We start from the raw sequence: 15,562 nt of genomic DNA, 5'->3' as shown, positions 1-15,562 counted from the left end.
CGTCAGAGTTCTTCGAAGCGGTTGGCCGCGACGTTCTTGCGCACCTTGTGGATGTCCCACACGCGGCCGTTCATCGCGATGTAGACCCCCGGCGGCAGGCACTGCACCGCACCCACCGCGGTGCCCACGTTGAATTCGGCATCCGAGCCGCGGAAACGCGCGGGGCTCAGCGCACCCGTCAGCACGATGGTGCGATCGGTCAGCGATTCCAGCACCTGCGCGGTTTCGACCATCGTGTCGGTGCCGTGCGTCACCAGCACGTGCTTCGCCGGCTGCGCGGCGATCGTCGCGCGGATCAACTCGCGGTCTTCCTGCGAGATGTGCAGCGAATCCTTGCGGATGATCGGGATCACGTTGAACTGGAACGCGACGCCGAGCTCGCGCAGGATGCCGCCGATCTGCGGCTCGCCGATCTGGTAATCCGACTTGTCGTCGAAATAGATCTTGTCGATCGTGCCGCCGGTGGTGACGATGCAGAGCTGGTCCATGGGCGGCGATTATAGGTGCCGGCTCCCATGGGCGCCTACCGACGTCCGCCGAAGCGCGCCTGCAGCCCCGGCAGCGTGGCGCCGGCGAAGACCACGAGCGCGAGTACGATCTCGATCAGCGCCAGTTCCCGATGGTCCGGCCGCGACCAGGCCACCATCACCCCGTGCGAGAACCACCCGAGCGAGAACAGGCCCGCCCAGAACGCCGGCTTCTGCCCGCCATTCCAGTTGAATGCCGCGAGCAACAGCGGCGGGCCGGCGAACCACGCCAGCGCGTGCCAGCCTTCGGGCAGGAACCAGAACACGAACAGCGCGACCAGGCCGAACAGGCCGGCAAGCAACACGCGTGTCGGAAAACTCATGCCGCGCTCCCGTCGAACAATTTCCGCGCCAGTTCCGCCACGCGCCGACCGAGTGCGCGCGCCAATTGCGCTTCCTCGTCGCTGGGGCGGGGATCGTCCTGCATCCCGGCATGATGGCTCGCGCCGTAGGGCGTGCCGCCCGTGCGCGTGGAATTCAGGCCCGGCTCGGTGTACGGCAAACCGGTGATCACGCAACCGTGGTGCAGCAGGGGCAACATCATCGAGAGCAGCGTGGCCTCCTGTCCGCCGTGCAGCGTGGCGGTGGAAGTGAAGACCGCAGCGGGCTTTCCGACCAGCGTGCCGCTCGCCCATTCGGCGCCCAGGCCATCGATGAAATGCTTCAACGGCGCGGCCATGATCCCGAAACGCGTCGGGCTTCCGAGGACCAGGCCCGCGCATTCGGCAAGATCTTTGCGATGCACGTAGGGCGCGCCTTCGTCGGGCTCCGGTGGTGCCGCGACTTCGGTCACCGGCGCCACGGGCGGCACGCAACGCAGCCGCGCGGCCATGCCGTCGACTTCCTCGACCCCGCGCGCGACCTGTCGCGCAAGCCGCGCGACGGAGCCGCCGCGGCTGTAATACAGCACCAGCACTTCGGGCATCGGGGCCACCTCCGTTGCGCAGGATAGCCGAGCGGTGGGGTAGGCTTCCGCGGATGGAGCCCCTGGACACCGTTTATCGCTGGACCGGATACCTGCGCGACCGCCATCGCCTGGGCACGTTCTTCCGTTTCCTCTGGAACCGGTTCATGGGCGACAACCTGTTCCAGGCCGCGGGCGCGCTGTCGTACACGACTGTGTTCGCGCTGGTGCCGCTGTTCGTCGTGGGCTTCGGCGTGTTGTCGGCCTTCCCGGTGTTCGACCTGTGGCGCGATCGCCTGGTCGATTACATCTTCTCGAACTTCGTCCCGAGCTCGGCGCGCGCGGTGGAAGCCTACCTGCGCCAGTTCTCCGCGAACGCGGGGCAACTGACCGCGGCGGGCATCGTGGCCCTGGTCGTCTCCTTGCTGATCACCTTGAACAGCGTGGAGATGACCTTCAACCAGATCTGGCGCGTGCCGACGGCGCGGCCGAAGTTCGCGCGCTTTTTGGTGTACTGGACGGTGTTCACGCTCGGCGCGCTGGTGGCGGCGACGAGCCTGGCGCTGTCCTCGCGCTTCTTCGCGATGGCGGTGTTCGAAACGCAGGCAGGCCAGTGGCTGGAACAAGTGCTCGTGCGCGCCACGCCCTTCGTCATCGAATTGCTGGCTTTCGCCACCGTGTTCAAGGTGGTGCCGCATCGCACCGTGTTGTGGCGGCATGCGTTCGCGGGCGCGTTCCTCGCGGCGGTGTTGTTCGAAGGCGTGAAGTTGTGGCTCGGCGTGTTCATCGGCAACTTCAGCAGCTACGGCAAGGTGTACGGCACGCTCGCGTTCCTGCCGATCTTCCTGGTGTGGATCTACCTGGGGTGGACGTCGATCCTGCTGGGCGCTTCGTTCGCCGCGTCGATGTCGTCGTTCCGCTACCAGCCGGCCTCCATGCGCCTGCCGGTCGGTTACGAGATGTATGGATTGCTGCGCATGCTCGGCCGTTTCCACGCGGCGCGCGCGCAGGGCAAGGGCCTGCACAGCCAGGAGATCCAGGCGCTCGAACCGGTGCTCACCGATTCGATGGTGCAGGAGATGCTCGGCCAGTTGTGCCTGATCGGCCTGCTCAGCCGCGCCGAGAGCGGCGAGTGGCTGTTGGCGCGCGATCTCGACGATCTCACGATGGGCGAACTTTACGAGGCCTGCCAACTGCGCATTCCCGTGGCCGAAGCGCATGTTCCGATGCGCGACGATGCCCTGGGCCAGCGCGCGTACCATACGCTCGACGAGCTGCGGCTCCCGCTGCGCGACCTGCTGAAGAAGAAGGTGTCTTCGATCTATGACTCACCGAAATAAATACGTGGCGCTCGCCGTTGCGATCGCGATGCTCGCGGGCTGCAAGCAGCCTGCCGCGCCGGAGCCGACCACCACGAAGCCGGCCACCGTCGCCGCACCCGCCACCACCGCGGCGCCGGCATCGGCCTCGGCGCAGGTCGCCAGGACCAAGGACGTGCCGACGCTGTCGATCGCCACCGTCGACGGCAAGCAGTTCGACCTGGCGGCGCATCGCGGCAAGTGGGTCGTCGTGAATTTCTGGGCGACGTGGTGCAACCCGTGCCTGAAGGAAATGCCGGCACTCTCGGCGCTCGACACGATGCGCGAATACATCGAAGTCGTCGGCCTGGCCTACGAGGACACCACGCCCGCGCAAATGCAGGCCTTCCTGAAGAAGCACCCGGTGTCCTATCCGGTCGCGCTGGTCGATGTGTACAACCCGCCGAAGGATTTCGAAACGCCGGCCGGTTTGCCGATGACCTACCTCATCGCGCCCGATGGCAAGGTCGCCAAACGCTTCATCGGTCCGGTGGAGCCGCACGACATCGAGTCGGCCATCGTCGCCAACGGCGGCCCGCAGCCGCCGAAGGGTGCGTGATGACCGCCGCGCGCTTCTTCGTCGAAGGGCGCGTGCAGGGCGTGTTCTTTCGTGCGTCGGCGCGCGAGCAGGCGCAGGCGCTCGGCCTGCGCGGCTACGCGCGCAACCTGCACGACGGCCGCGTGGAAGTGCTCGCGGTCGGCGATGTACAGGCGGTCGAGCGATTGGAACAGTGGTTGAAACACGGGCCGCCGTCGGCCCACGTCGAACGGCTGGAACGCATCGCCGCCGACGAAGGCGAAGCGGGGCCGGAGTTCGACACGGCCTGAGGCCGGGCGCTAAACGTCGATCGACTTGATCGGCGCGACCACGGTGAAGCGCTCCTTCTTCGGCTTGCCCGGCAGCGCATCGAGCTGCATCTCCGATTCGGGAAGCCGCGTGTCGGGAAGGCGGTCGAGCAGGTCGCGGATCAAGGTGAGCCGCCCGCGCCGCTGGTCGTTGAAATCCACCAGCGTCCACGGCGCATGATGTGTGTGCGTCGCGCGCAGCATGTCCTCGCGCGCCTTGGTGTAGTCGCCGTAACGTGCGCGCGCATCGAGGTCGATCTGCGAAAGCTTCCACCGCTTGAGCGGGTCGGCGCAGCGTTCGAGGAAACGCTCTTCCTGCCGCGCCTGGTCGCAGGACAGCCAGTACTTGAAGAGCAGGATGCCGTCGTCGACCAGCAGTTTTTCGAACGCGGGCGTCTGTTCGAGGAACGCATTCACCTGTGCGGGCGTGGCGAAGCCCATGACGCGTTCGACGCCGGCGCGGTTGTACCAGCTGCGATCGAACAGCACGATGTCCCCGGCGCTCGGCAGGTGCGGCACGTAACGTTCGAAGTACCACGCGCCCAGTTCGGCCTCGTTCGGCTTGCCGAGCGCGACCACGCGGCATTGGCGCGGATTCATGTGTTCGCGGATCGCGTCGATCGCGCCGCCCTTGCCGGCGGTGTCGCGGCCTTCGAACAACACGACGATGCGCTGGCCCGTCTCGCGCGCCCAGCGGGCCATCGAGACCAGTTCGAGCTGCATCGGCGCGAGCGCCGCGTTGTACGCTTTTTTCTTGATGCCTTTCATTTGGCCGCCTTGCGGCGCCGCGGCGCAGGCTGGTTCGCCAGGCCGCGCGCGATTTCGAGCAACGCGCCCTGTTGCCGGGTGGACAGCAGGCGATACGCCGCGAGCAACTCGTGTTCGCCTTGCGTGCGCGACGGATCCAGCGTGCTCGCCAGTTCCGCGAGCAATGCGCCCGCGGGCACGCCGAGCGTGCGGGCGAGGGCATCGAGTTGATCCTTGCCCGGCATCTTCTCGCCGCGCAGCCAGGCCGACACGGTGTTGACGCCCGCGCGCGGAATCGCGGTGGCGAGGTCCGTGGCACTCATGCCGCGCGCTTTCGCGAGCAACCGCAGGGTCGTTGCGAGCGGCATGGTGTTCACTCCTTGAGGCGTGGACGCAGGGTGGCGAGGTTGCAGGGACGCGTGCGCGCATCCAGTTGCGCGCGCAGGATCTTTTCCCACGCGGTGCGACACGCGGATGTCGAGCCGGGCAGAGCGAACAGGAACGTGCCGTTGGCCATGCCCGCGAACGCGCGCGATTGCAGCGAGGACGTGCCGATTTCTTCGATGCTCACCGCGCGGAACATTTCGCCGAAGCCGGGCATCTGCTTGTCGAGCAGGGGCAACAGGGCTTCGGGCGTCGAATCGCGTCCGGTGAAGCCCGTGCCACCGGTGACGAGGATGCCGTCGACGGCGTCGTCGGCGATCCACTTCGACACGATCGCGCGCAGCTTGTAACGATCATCGGGCAGCAGCGCGCGATCGACGCAGCGATGTCCCGCGTCGGTCAGCGCTTGCACGAGGTAGTCCCCCGACGTGTCGTCCGCCGCCGTGCGCGAGTCGGAGACCGTGAGCACGCACAGGGCGAGGGGGACGAAGTCGGCGGGCTGCTTCATACGTTCAATGAATACCACTGCGTGTCGTCTTCATGCCACCCGGCGGCGCGATAAAGCGCGCGGGCCGGGGCGTTGTCGGCCATGGTTTCCAGCATCAGGCCCGCGGCGCCCTGTTCGCGCGCGAAACCGGCGGCGGCATCCAGCAGACCGCGCGCCACGCCGAAGCGGCGCGCGCTTTCGGCGACGAACAGGTCGTTCAGCAACCACGTCCGCGCCGTGCGCACCGACGAGAAGATCGGATAGAGCTGCGTGAAGCCGACGACTTCACCGTCGCGCTCGGCAATCAGGACCACCGACTCGCCGAGCGTCATGCGTTCTTGCAGGTAATCGCGTGCGCGCTGCAAATCGCCCGGCTGCGCATAGAACCGGCGATACGCATCGAACAGCGGCGCGACCGCGTCGAGATCGTCGAGCGTCGCGCGGCGGAGGGTCGTTTCGCTCATCAGGCGTTGTCCGTCAGGCGCGCGAGTTCGTCGGCCTGGTGTTCGCTTTGCAGGCGTTCCACCAGCGGGTCGAGATAGCCTTCGAGCACGTGCGGGAGGTCGTAGAGGGTCAGGCCTTCCACGCGATGGTCGGTGATGCGGCCCTGCGGGAAGTTGTAGGTGCGGATGCGCTGGCTGCGGTCGCCGCTGCCGACCTGCAGCTTGCGGTCCTGCGCCTGCGCGGCTTCGCGGCGTGCGATGTCCGCTTCCACGAGCATCGCCTTCAGGCGCTTCATCGCCTTGTCGCGGTTGGCGTGCTGCGAGCGTTCGGTCTGCGATTCGACGACGATGCCACTGGGCACGTGCGTGATGCGGATCGCCGATTCGGTCTTGTTGACGTGCTGGCCGCCGGCGCCGGAAGAGCGGAAGGTGTCGACCTTCAGGTCGGCCGGATTGACTTCGATCGGGATGCCCGGCGCTTCCTCCGCGATGATCGCGACGGTGGCCGCCGAAGTGTGGATGCGGCCCTGCGATTCGGTTTCCGGCACGCGCTGCACGCGGTGCGTGCCCGATTCGAACTTCAGCTTCGAATACGCACCACGGCCTTCGATGCGCGCGACGATTTCGCGGAAGCCGCCGTGCTCGCCGGGATTGGCCGATTCGACTTCAACGCGCCAACCGTGGCGTTCGGCGAAGCGTGCGTACATGCGATACAGGTCGCCGGCGAAGATCGCCGCTTCGTCGCCGCCGGTGCCGGCGCGCACTTCGAGATAGAGGTTGCCTTCGTCGCGCGCGTCCTTCGGGACGAGTTGCGCGAGCAGTTGCACGTCGAGTCGTTCCAGGCGCTGCGTGGCGGCCGCGATTTCCTCTTCGGCCAGTTCGCGCAGTTCCGGATCGGCGCGCATCGCTTCGGCGTTCGCAAGATCGCTGCGCGCCTGGCCTTCGGCGGCGAGCGCGGTGGCGACGGGTTCGAGTTGCGCGAACTCGCGCGAGAGATCGCGGAAACGCTCGGCGTCGGAGATCGTGCCCGGATCGGACAACAGGCGTTCGACTTCCTCGCGGCGTTCGATCAGCGCTTCGAGCTTGCGGCGCAGGCTGGGGATCATGCGTCGGCGTCGCCGTCGACGGACGCATCGCCTTCGGGCAGCGGCGGGAACAGCTTGTCGGCGGCGCGCGCCAGTTCGGCATCGCCGCTCAGGGCGGCTTCGCGCAGGGCGGCCGTCGGCGGATGCAGCAGGCGATTGACGAGCGTGTGCGCGAGCAGGTCGAGGACTTCCTGCGGATCGCGGCCGGCGGCGAGTTGCGCGCGCGCCTTGTCGAGCGCTTCGGCGCGCGAGCGCTCGCCGTGCGCACGCAGGCGCCGGAGCGGCGCGTGGCGCGTGCTCGCTTGCAGCGATTCGACATAGCGCGCGGTCTGTAGGTCGACGATCGCTTCGGCTTCACGTGCGGCTTCGCGGCGGCTGCGGCGGTTGTCTTCGATGGCGCGTTCCAGGTCGTCGACGGTGTAGAGGAAGACGTCGTCGAGCGTGGCGACGGTGGGATCGATGTCGCGCGGCACGGCCAGGTCGAGCAGCAGCATCGGGCGATGCTTGCGCTGCGCGAGCGCGGCGGCGACGTGTGCGCGCGTGAGGATGGGCTCGCGGCTGGCGGTGGCCGACAACACGATGTCGGCTTCGGACAGATGGCGCTCGATTTCCGTCAGCGGCAGCGCGACGCCACCGTGGCGCGTGGCGAGTTCCTGCGCATGGGCGAGGGTGCGGTTGGCGACGAGCAGGCGCTTGGCCTTGCCTTCGACGAGATGGCGCGCGGCCAGCTCGATGGTTTCGCCCGCGCCGATCAGCAGCACGGTCGCATCCGACAGCCGCGCGAAGGATTCCTGCGCCAGCCGCACGGCCGCCGATGCCACCGAGACCGGATTGGCGCCGATGCGCGTATCGGTGCGCGCGCGCTTGGCGGTGGTGAAGGCATGCTGGAACAGCCGGTCCAGGTGCGATCCCAGCGTGCCGGCGGCGCGCGCGGAGGCCCAGGCGTCCTTCACCTGGCCGAGGATCTGCGGTTCGCCGAGCACGAGCGAATCCAGACCCGTGGCCACGCGGAACAAATGGCGAACTGCGTCCGCGTCCTGGTGTCTGTACAGATAGGCGTGCAGGTCGCCGGCGTCGGGATGGGCGGCCAGCCAATCGGCCAGGGCGTCCCCCCGGTCTTCGGCCAGCGCGTACAACTCGGTGCGGTTGCAGGTCGAGAGCAGCGCGACTTCGCGGACCGCCGGCATCGCGCGCAATTGTGCGAGCGCGCGCGGCATCGCGTCGGCGCCGAACGCAACGCGTTCGCGCAAGCCGACCGGTGCGGTCTGGTGGTTGATGCCGAGGACGATCAGGCTGCTCATGAGGTCGTTCGGTCGCGTGCGTTAAGCTCCCGATGGCCGCACATTCTACCGGGGGCGCGCCCCCGGATTGCCCCCTTTTGCCGGAACACGCCATGCCGCAGTCCCGCACGCCGTTCAACTTGCTGCTGTTGGTCACCGTGGGGCTGGCGGCCGGATGCACCGCCGCGGCAACGCGGGACGCGCCGGCCGCGGGGACGTCCGTCCAGGCCGCGCGCTCGCCGATCGAAGGGACCATGGCGGGCGAATTCGCCCTCCAGGCCGGCCAGCTCGACCAGGCCGCGCAGTACTACCTCGAGGCCGCGCGGGCCACCGACGATGCCGGCCTGGCCGAACGCGCCACCCGCATCGCGCTGCTGGCCAACAACGACCGGCAGGCGGCCGAAGGCCTGGCGCTGTGGAAGCAACGCGCCCCCGATTCGCTGGCCGCGCATGCGGCACAAGCCACGCTCGCCCTGCGCCGCAACGATGCGCGCCTGGCGAAGCAGGAACTGCGCGTCCTGCTCACCGACAAGGGCGACATCGGCTGGCGCCACGCACTGGCCGCGCTCGGTTCGGGCGGCAAGGACCCGAAGCTCGCGGGCAAGTTGCTCGCCGAATTCGTCGACGACCAGGTCATCCCGGACAAACTGCAGGCGTGGCTGGCCTTCGGCGGCCTGGCGATGCGGCTGGAACAACCCGCGCTCGCCGAACGCATCATCGACCAGGTGGTGACGCGCTTCCCCAACGAGCCGCGCGTCGCGCTGCTGCGCGCCAGCCAGTTGCGCGAATCGGGCAAGACCGTCGAAGCGCGCCAGGTGCTCGCCGGCATCGCGCAGACGGCGTATGCCGACGAAGAACTGCGCATGTCCATCGCCGCCGAATACGATGCCATGGGCGATTCGGTGCAGGCCGCCAACGTGCTCGCGCGCGGGCCGCAGGACGATCGCACCTACGGGTTGCGTGCCGCGCTGCTCGCCCGCGCCGACGACGATGCCGCGCTCGGGAAGCTGTACGACGAGCTGAAAAAGGAATCGTCCAAGCCCGATCCCGACCGCCGCCTGCTGCTCGGCCAGGTCGCCGAAATGCTCGAACGCCACCCCGAGGCGCTGCAGTGGTATCGCAGCGTGCCCGGCGGCGAGGCGCGCTGGACCGCACGACTGCGCGAAGCCAACGTGCTGCATGAACTCAAGCGTGCGCCGGAAGCGTATGCGGCGCTGCGCGGCCTGCAGGGCGATGCGACCGTCGACGAAGGCACGCGCCGCGATGCCTACCTGCTCGAAGCCGAACTGCGCGGCAAGGACGCGCAAACGGTGGAAGAGCTCGACGTCTACGCACGCGGCCTGGCCGCGTATCCCGACGATTCGGCGATCCTTTATTCGCGCGCGCTGACGTGGGAGCGCCGCGACGACATCCCGCGCGCCGAGGCCGATTTCCGCCGCATCCTGGTCGCCGAGCCCGACAACGTCACCGCGCTCAACGCGCTGGGTTACACGCTCGCCGATCGCACGACGCGCTTCGCCGAGGCGCTCGAACTGATCGACCGCGCACGCGCGGCCGAACCCGACAGCGCCGCGATCATCGACAGCTACGGCTGGGTGCTCTATCGCCTCGGCCGCAAGGACGAAGCGCTGGTCGAACTGCGCCGCGCGTTCTCGATGCAGAAGGATCCGGAAATCGCCTCGCACCTGGGCGAAGTGCTGTGGATGCTCGGGCAGAAGGACGAAGCGCGCCGGTATTTCGACGAGGCGAAGAAGCTCGATCCGGAAAATCGCTCGCTCAAGCGCGCGCTGCAGACCACGGGCGCATGAGCATGCGCGTTGCGTGGATCGCGATGGTCGCCGTCGCGTTGTCGGCGTGCGTCACGACGCGTTCGAATTCGCCGGCGATGGCCTCGATCGAACAACCGGCGGCCTACCAGGCCACGCGCGAAGCGCAGCTTGCGACGCACGAGGAGTGGGCGATGTCGGGCCGCATCGCATTGTCGAACGGCAAGGACGGCGGCAGCGGACGCATCGAATGGAAACAGGCCGGCGCGCGCTTCGAAGTCGCGCTCGCCGCGCCCGTGACGCGGCAAAGCTGGCGCGTGACGGGTGGCGAGGGCGAAGCGGTGCTCGAAGGGCTCGACGGCGGTCCGCGCACCGGTTCGAACGCGCACGACCTGATACTCGAGGCGACGCGCTGGGATATTCCCGTCGATGCGCTCGCCGGTTGGGTGCGGGGCGTTCCGGGGCCCGGCGCGCAGGTGCGTTACGGCGCCGACGGGCGCCTGGCGGGCCTGGAACAGGACGGTTGGACGGTCGCTTACACGGCCTGGGCGCCGACGCAGTTCGATCCCACGCTCGCGATGCCCGCGCGGCTCGAAGCCACGAAAGGCCAGGCCCGCGTGCGCCTGGCCGTCGACACCTGGACGCTCGAGCCCGCCCCATGACCTGGTCCGAGTGGCCCGCCCCGGCCAAGCTCAACCTTTTCCTGCACATCACCGGCCGGCGGTCGGATGGCTACCACACGCTGCAGACGGTCTTCCGTCTCCTGGATTGGGGAGACACGGTGCGGCTGCGGGTGCGCGACGACGGCGAAATCCGCCGGGTCGGCGACTCGGTCCCCGGTGTCGCGGAAGCCGATGACCTGATGGTCCGTGCAGCCAAGTTGCTCCAATCGGAAGCGAAAACGCCCCTTGGCGCCGATATCGCCGTCGAAAAGCGTATTCCGGCGGGCGGCGGCTTCGGCGGCGGCTCCTCTGATGCCGCCACCGTCCTGGTGGCCCTCGACCGGCTGTGGGGCGCGCGACTGGGCATCGATCGGCTGGCCGAAATGGGCCTGAAGCTCGGCGCCGACGTCCCGGTTTTCGTCCGCGGCGACAATGCCTGGGCCGAGGGCGTGGGCGAAATCCTCACGCCCGTGGACCTTCCGCCGGCCTGGTACGTGCTCGCCGACCCCGGCGTGCAGGTGCCCACCGCCGCCTTGTTCCAAACCCCTGAATTGACGCGCGATTCCCCGCCCGCGACAATGCGCGACTTCGTTTCGGAAGCGGTGCTCGACAATGCGTTCGAGCCGGTGCTGCGCCGCAGCGAACGGGCCGTCGAGGCCGCGTTCGCAGCGTTGGCGCAGGTCGGCACGCCACGCCTGACGGGCACGGGCAGCGGTTGTTTCGTCGAATTCGCCACGCGCGAGTCCGCCGAATCGGCACTCGCCCGCGTGCATCGGGATGCGCCGTCGTTGCGGGCCTGGCTGGCCGCAGGGGTACGGTCGTCGCCCTTGCGCGAGGCGCTCGTTCGGAGCTGAAGGGGCGTCGCCAAGTGGCCTAAGGCACCGGGTTTTGATCCCGGCACTCGCAGGTTCGAATCCTGCCGCCCCTGCCACCCATTCGTGTCCCACCGCAACGGTCAGAGCGCAGCGGAGCCCTCATGCAAGACGATCGCAATTTGCTGGTCTTCACCGGCAACGCCAACCGCCCGCTCGCCGAGGCGGTGTGCAAGGAGCTCGGCGTGCGCATGGGCAAGGCGCTCGTGAGCAAGTTCTCCGACGGCGAAGTGCAGGTGGAGATCGAGGAGAACGTGCGCCGGCAGGAGGCGTTCGTCATCCAGCCCACGAGCGCGCCGAGCGCGGAAAACCTGGTGGAGTTGCTGGTGCTGATCGACGCGCTCAAGCGCGCATCGGTGTCCAGCGTCACCGCGGTGGTGCCGTACTTCGGTTATGCGCGGCAGGACCGCCGCCCGCGTTCGGCCCGCGTGCCGATCACGGCGAAGGTCGCCGCGAAGATGTTCAGCGCGGTGGGCACCGATCGCGTGTTGACGGTCGACCTGCACGCCGACCAGATCCAGGGCTTCTTCGATCTGCCGGTGGACAACGTGTACGCCTCGCCGCTGCTGCTCGCCGACATCTGGCGCGCGCACGGCACGGACAATCTGATCGTGGTTTCGCCGGACGTCGGCGGCGTGGTGCGCGCACGCGCGATCGCCAAGCGCCTGGACGACGCGGACCTGGCGATCATCGACAAGCGCCGTCCGCGCGCCAACGTGGCCACGGTGATGAACATCATCGGCGACGTGAGCGGCAAGATCTGCGTGCTCGTCGACGACATCGTGGACACCGCGGGCACGCTGTGCGCGGCGGCCGCGGCGCTGAAGGCGCAGGGCGCGACCAAGGTGGTCGCGTACTGCACGCATCCGGTGCTTTCGGGTGCGGCGATCGACAACTTGAACAAATCGCAGCTCGACGAACTGGTGGTCACCGACACCATTCCGCTGAGCGCAAATGCGAAGGCTTGCAGCAAGATCCGCCAGCTCAGCGTCGCCGAGCTGCTCGCGGAAACCATCCGCCGCATCGCCTTCGGAGAATCCGTCAGTTCGCTTTACGTGGACTGACATCCCCGGTTCCACCTGGTCGCGGGTGGGACTTTCATCGCAACGAAGTGAGTTCAACATCATGGCAACCGAACACAAGATCACGGCCACTGGCCGCAAGGACGAAGGCAAGGGTGCGAGCCGCCGCCTCCGTCGCGCGGCGCAGATCCCGGCCATCGTCTACGGCGGCACCGCTGCCCCGCAGAGCATCCAGCTGGAGCACGAGAAGACCTGGCTGGCCAGCCAGAACGAGTGGTTCTACTCGTCGATCCTGACGCTCGACCTCGACGGCAAGGCCCAGAAGGTCCTGCTGCGCGACATGCAGCGCCATCCGTACAAGCAGATCATCATGCACCTGGACTTCCAGCGCGTTGATGAGAACCAGGCCATCCGCGTCGCGGTGCCGCTGCACTTCCTCAACGAAGAGAAGTCGCCGGCCGGCAAGGCTGCCGACGTCGTCGTCACGCACGAGCTCAACGAAGTCGAAATCAGCTGCCTGCCGAAGGACCTGCCGGAGTTCATCGAGATCGACCTGTCGGCCCTGGCCGTCGGCGACATCGTCCACCTCTCCGAAATCAAGCTGCCGAACGGCGTCGAGATCCCCGAGCTGAAGCTGGGCAAGGAACACGACGTGGCGGTGGTCATCGCCAAGCACGGCAAGGAAGAAGTGGAAGAGCCGACCGAAGCGCCGGTCGCCGCCGAAGTGCCGGCTGCGAAGGTCGCCAAGAAGGAAGACGAGAAGAAGTAAGTCTTGTCGGGCTTGCGCCTCATCGTCGGGCTGGGAAACCCCGGTCCCGAACACACCCGGACCCGGCACAACGCCGGGTTCTGGTTTGTGGACGGGCTCGCCGAACGGTTGGGCGCGCGTTTCGGCCTGGAGTCCAAGCTCTTCGGCGAGACGGCGAAGGTCGACATCGGCGGGCGCCAGGTCTGGTTGTTCAAGCCCTCGACCTACATGAACCTCAGCGGCAAGTCGGTCACCGCCGCCTTGCGCTACTGGAAGATCGAGCCCGAAGAAGCGCTGCTGGCGCACGACGAGCTCGATCTGCCGCCCGGCGTCGCGCGCCTGAAGTTCGATGGCGGCCACGGCGGCCAGAATGGCCTGCGCGACACCATGAAACTGCTGGGCCACGGCAAGTTCCACCGCCTGCGCATCGGCATCGGCCATCCCGGCCACAAGGACAAAGTCACCCCGTGGGTGCTGGGCAAGCCCGGCCGCGACGACGAGGCCGCGATTTTGCGCGCGCTCGACGATGCGGCCGACGTGCTGCCGCTGGCCGTCGCGGGGGACATCAACGAGGCGACCAAACGCCTCAACACCGGCCCAGCCAACCGCTGACCGGCACGGAGACACCATGGGCATCAAATGCGGAATCGTGGGCTTGCCGAACGTCGGCAAGTCGACCCTGTTCAACGCGCTGACCAAGGCGGGCATCGCCGCGGCGAACTTCCCCTTCTGCACGATCGAACCCAACGTGGGCATCGTGCCCGTGCCCGATCCGCGCCTGAACGCGCTGTCGGACATCGTCAAGCCGCAGAAGGTGATCCCGACCGCCGTCGAATTCGTCGACATCGCGGGCCTGGTGGCCGGCGCTGCCAGCGGCGAGGGCCTGGGCAACAAGTTCCTCGCCCACATCCGCGAGGTCGACGCGATCACGCACGTGGTGCGCTGCTTCGAGCACGGCGACATCATCCACGTGACCGGCAAGGTCAACCCGATCTCCGACATCGAGACGATCGACACCGAGCTGGCGCTGGCCGACCTGGATTCCGTCGAGAAGGCCCTGCAGCGCGCCGAGCGCTCGGCCCGGACCGGCGACAAGGACGCCAAGGCCCGCGCCGAGGTGCTGGGCCGCGTGCGGGCCGGCCTGGATGCCGGCAAGCCGGCCCGCGCGCTGGGTCTGTCCGACGAGGACAGGGCGCAGGTCCGCGACCTGTTCCTGCTGACCCTCAAGCCCGTGATGTACGTGGCGAACGTGCTGGAAGACGGGTTCGAGAACAACCCGCACCTGGACGCCGTCCGCGCCCGCGCGGCGGGCGAGGGCGCCGAGGTGGTGCCGGTTTCGGCCGCCATCGAGGAAGAGCTGAGCCAGCTGGACGACGAGGACCGCGATACCTTCCTGCACGACCTGGGCCTCGACGAGCCGGGCCTGAACCGCGTGATCCGCGCCGCCTACAAGCTGCTGGGCCTGCAGACCTACTTCACCGCGGGCGTGAAGGAAGTCCGTGCGTGGACGGTTCGGGGCGGTTCGACCGCGCCGCAAGCGGCCGCGGTGATCCACACGGATTTCGAAAAAGGCTTCATTCGCGCCGAAACCATCGCCTACGACGACTACATCAAGTACCGGGGCGAGGCGGGCGCCCGCGACGCCGGCCGCCTCCGCCTGGAGGGCAAGGAGTACCGGGTCCAGGAAGGCGACGTGCTGCATTTCCGCTTCAACGTCTGAACCCGGCCACATTGGTGTTGATCAAGCGTTGACTTCGCGCCGTGTCCACGCCAGAATTTCGGGCTCTTTTGGAGGGATACCCAAGCGGCCAACGGGGGCAGACTGTAAATCTGCTGGCTTACGCCTTCGGTGGTTCGAATCCACCTCCCTCCACCAAGACGTTTTACCAGCGGTCTTACCAGCCGATGGCGCAGTACCCAAGCAGGTCTTTTATCCGGCGCGGGAGTAGTTCAACGGTAGAACCTCAGCCTTCCAAGCTGATGGTGCGGGTTCGATTCCCGTCTCCCGCTCCATTGAACGCCGCGACGCAAGAACTGCTGCAAAACATGCTCACGTAGCTCAGTCGGTAGAGCACCTCCTTGGTAAGGAGGAGGTCGCTGGTTCGATTCCAGTCGTGAGCACCACCGCTGCAAGACGCAACACCGAAAAACGTTCGCCCACCGATTTCCACCGAGACAGAGCCATGGCCAAGGGTAAGTTCGAGCGCACCAAGCCCCACGTGAACGTGGGCACGATCGGTCACGTTGACCACGGCAAGACGACGCTGACGGCGGCGCTGACGAAGGTGGGCGCGGAACGTTTCGGCGGCGAGTTCAAGGCATACGACGCGATCGACGCGGCGCCGGAAGAGAAGGCGCGCGGCATCACGATCTCGACGGCGCACGTGGAATACGAATCGGCCAACCGCCATTACGCGCACGTGGATTGCCC

At 67.7% G+C, this 15,562-nt stretch carries 20 protein-coding genes and 4 tRNA genes; 15 read left to right on the top strand and 9 right to left on the bottom strand.

Annotated features, from left to right (window positions below):
- Window positions 1-2: 2 nt before the first annotated feature.
- The 3 genes from AC1DOM_RS15785 to wrbA are packed head-to-tail and all read right to left on the bottom strand — an operon-like array spanning window position 3 to window position 1,452.
- Window positions 3-488, bottom strand: coding sequence for an asparaginase domain-containing protein (locus tag AC1DOM_RS15785; RefSeq protein ID WP_498965001.1), 486 nt, complete (start codon window positions 486-488; stop codon window positions 3-5).
- Window positions 489-523: 35 nt separating this feature from the next.
- Window positions 524-850, bottom strand: coding sequence for a DUF2069 domain-containing protein (locus AC1DOM_RS15780; RefSeq protein WP_498964999.1), 327 nt, complete (start codon window positions 848-850; stop codon window positions 524-526).
- Window positions 847-1,452, bottom strand: a complete 606-nt coding sequence (wrbA, locus tag AC1DOM_RS15775) for an NAD(P)H:quinone oxidoreductase (RefSeq protein ID WP_498964997.1) — start codon at window positions 1,450-1,452, stop codon at window positions 847-849. The genes AC1DOM_RS15780 and wrbA overlap by 4 nt, the downstream gene beginning before the upstream one ends.
- A 53-nt stretch (window positions 1,453-1,505) precedes the next feature.
- Here wrbA and AC1DOM_RS15770 point away from each other — a divergent pair, with 53 nt between their 5' ends.
- Genes AC1DOM_RS15770 through AC1DOM_RS15760 form a run of 3 tightly spaced genes read left to right on the top strand, consistent with a single transcriptional unit; the run spans window position 1,506 to window position 3,617 of the window.
- The gene (locus tag AC1DOM_RS15770; RefSeq protein WP_498964996.1) at window positions 1,506-2,771 is read left to right on the top strand and encodes a YihY family inner membrane protein; all 1,266 of its coding nucleotides are present in this window, start codon (window positions 1,506-1,508) and stop codon (window positions 2,769-2,771) included.
- A complete protein-coding gene (locus AC1DOM_RS15765; protein ID WP_498964994.1) occupies window positions 2,755-3,348 on the top strand; it encodes a TlpA family protein disulfide reductase in 594 nt (197 codons plus the stop codon). The genes AC1DOM_RS15770 and AC1DOM_RS15765 overlap by 17 nt, the downstream gene beginning before the upstream one ends.
- Entirely contained in the window at window positions 3,348-3,617 is a 270-nt protein-coding gene (locus tag AC1DOM_RS15760; RefSeq protein WP_498964992.1) for an acylphosphatase, read from the top strand. The genes AC1DOM_RS15765 and AC1DOM_RS15760 overlap by 1 nt, the downstream gene beginning before the upstream one ends.
- A 9-nt stretch (window positions 3,618-3,626) precedes the next feature.
- Here AC1DOM_RS15760 and ppk2 read toward each other — a convergent pair whose 3' ends face one another.
- Genes ppk2 through hemA form a run of 6 tightly spaced genes read right to left on the bottom strand, consistent with a single transcriptional unit; the run spans window position 3,627 to window position 8,082 of the window.
- On the bottom strand, window positions 3,627-4,403 hold the full coding sequence (gene ppk2, locus AC1DOM_RS15755; RefSeq protein WP_498964990.1) for a polyphosphate kinase 2: 777 nt from the start codon (window positions 4,401-4,403) through the stop codon (window positions 3,627-3,629).
- Window positions 4,400-4,750: a helix-turn-helix domain-containing protein gene (locus AC1DOM_RS15750; RefSeq protein ID WP_498964988.1), complete on the bottom strand. Its 351-nt coding sequence runs from the start codon at window positions 4,748-4,750 to the stop codon at window positions 4,400-4,402. The genes ppk2 and AC1DOM_RS15750 overlap by 4 nt, the downstream gene beginning before the upstream one ends.
- Before the next feature lie 5 nt (window positions 4,751-4,755).
- Entirely contained in the window at window positions 4,756-5,274 is a 519-nt protein-coding gene (gene moaB / locus AC1DOM_RS15745; protein WP_498964986.1) for a molybdenum cofactor biosynthesis protein B, read from the bottom strand.
- Complete coding sequence (locus AC1DOM_RS15740) at window positions 5,271-5,717, bottom strand: GNAT family N-acetyltransferase (RefSeq protein WP_498964984.1); 447 nt, start codon at window positions 5,715-5,717, stop codon at window positions 5,271-5,273. The genes moaB and AC1DOM_RS15740 overlap by 4 nt, the downstream gene beginning before the upstream one ends.
- A complete protein-coding gene (gene prfA / locus AC1DOM_RS15735; protein WP_498964982.1) occupies window positions 5,717-6,802 on the bottom strand; it encodes a peptide chain release factor 1 in 1,086 nt (361 codons plus the stop codon). Before prfA ends, AC1DOM_RS15740 begins: the two co-directional genes overlap by 1 nt.
- Entirely contained in the window at window positions 6,799-8,082 is a 1,284-nt protein-coding gene (hemA, locus tag AC1DOM_RS15730) for a glutamyl-tRNA reductase (protein ID WP_498964980.1), read from the bottom strand. The genes prfA and hemA overlap by 4 nt, the downstream gene beginning before the upstream one ends.
- Window positions 8,083-8,174: 92 nt before the next feature.
- Between hemA and AC1DOM_RS15725 the strand changes: the two genes are divergently transcribed.
- The 12 genes from AC1DOM_RS15725 to AC1DOM_RS15670 all read left to right on the top strand — a co-directional run.
- Window positions 8,175-9,869 (top strand): tetratricopeptide repeat protein, encoded by a 1,695-nt coding sequence (locus tag AC1DOM_RS15725; protein ID WP_498964978.1) that lies wholly within the window; start codon window positions 8,175-8,177, stop codon window positions 9,867-9,869.
- Complete coding sequence (gene lolB / locus AC1DOM_RS15720; RefSeq protein ID WP_498964976.1) at window positions 9,866-10,489, top strand: lipoprotein insertase outer membrane protein LolB; 624 nt, start codon at window positions 9,866-9,868, stop codon at window positions 10,487-10,489. The genes AC1DOM_RS15725 and lolB overlap by 4 nt, the downstream gene beginning before the upstream one ends.
- A complete protein-coding gene (gene ispE, locus AC1DOM_RS15715; RefSeq protein ID WP_498964974.1) occupies window positions 10,486-11,343 on the top strand; it encodes a 4-(cytidine 5'-diphospho)-2-C-methyl-D-erythritol kinase in 858 nt (285 codons plus the stop codon). The genes lolB and ispE overlap by 4 nt, the downstream gene beginning before the upstream one ends.
- Window positions 11,344-11,420, top strand: a tRNA-Gln gene (locus AC1DOM_RS15710).
- Between the two features lie 45 nt (window positions 11,421-11,465).
- Window positions 11,466-12,425, top strand: a complete 960-nt coding sequence (locus tag AC1DOM_RS15705) for a ribose-phosphate diphosphokinase (protein WP_498964972.1) — start codon at window positions 11,466-11,468, stop codon at window positions 12,423-12,425.
- 61 nt (window positions 12,426-12,486) lie between these two features.
- A complete protein-coding gene (locus AC1DOM_RS15700; RefSeq protein WP_498964970.1) occupies window positions 12,487-13,152 on the top strand; it encodes a 50S ribosomal protein L25/general stress protein Ctc in 666 nt (221 codons plus the stop codon).
- A 3-nt stretch (window positions 13,153-13,155) separates the two neighbouring features.
- A complete protein-coding gene (pth, locus tag AC1DOM_RS15695) occupies window positions 13,156-13,743 on the top strand; it encodes an aminoacyl-tRNA hydrolase (RefSeq protein ID WP_498964968.1) in 588 nt (195 codons plus the stop codon).
- A 16-nt stretch (window positions 13,744-13,759) separates the two neighbouring features.
- The gene (gene ychF / locus AC1DOM_RS15690; protein WP_498964966.1) at window positions 13,760-14,851 is read left to right on the top strand and encodes a redox-regulated ATPase YchF; all 1,092 of its coding nucleotides are present in this window, start codon (window positions 13,760-13,762) and stop codon (window positions 14,849-14,851) included.
- Between the two features lie 70 nt (window positions 14,852-14,921).
- Window positions 14,922-15,007, top strand: a tRNA-Tyr gene (locus tag AC1DOM_RS15685).
- A gap of 63 nt (window positions 15,008-15,070) precedes the next feature.
- Window positions 15,071-15,144 (top strand) — tRNA-Gly (locus tag AC1DOM_RS15680).
- 35 nt (window positions 15,145-15,179) lie between these two features.
- Window positions 15,180-15,255, top strand: a tRNA-Thr gene (locus tag AC1DOM_RS15675).
- Window positions 15,246-15,562: GTP-binding protein (locus AC1DOM_RS15670; protein WP_498964964.1), on the top strand; the 317-nt coding region annotated here is incomplete at its 3' end. The genes AC1DOM_RS15675 and AC1DOM_RS15670, both read left to right, overlap by 10 nt.

The organism is Lysobacter sp. P5_B12, from assembly GCF_056400425.1.
The sequence above is the reverse complement of the archived record's forward strand: the minus strand, read 5'-3'. Positions and strand labels throughout refer to the sequence as shown.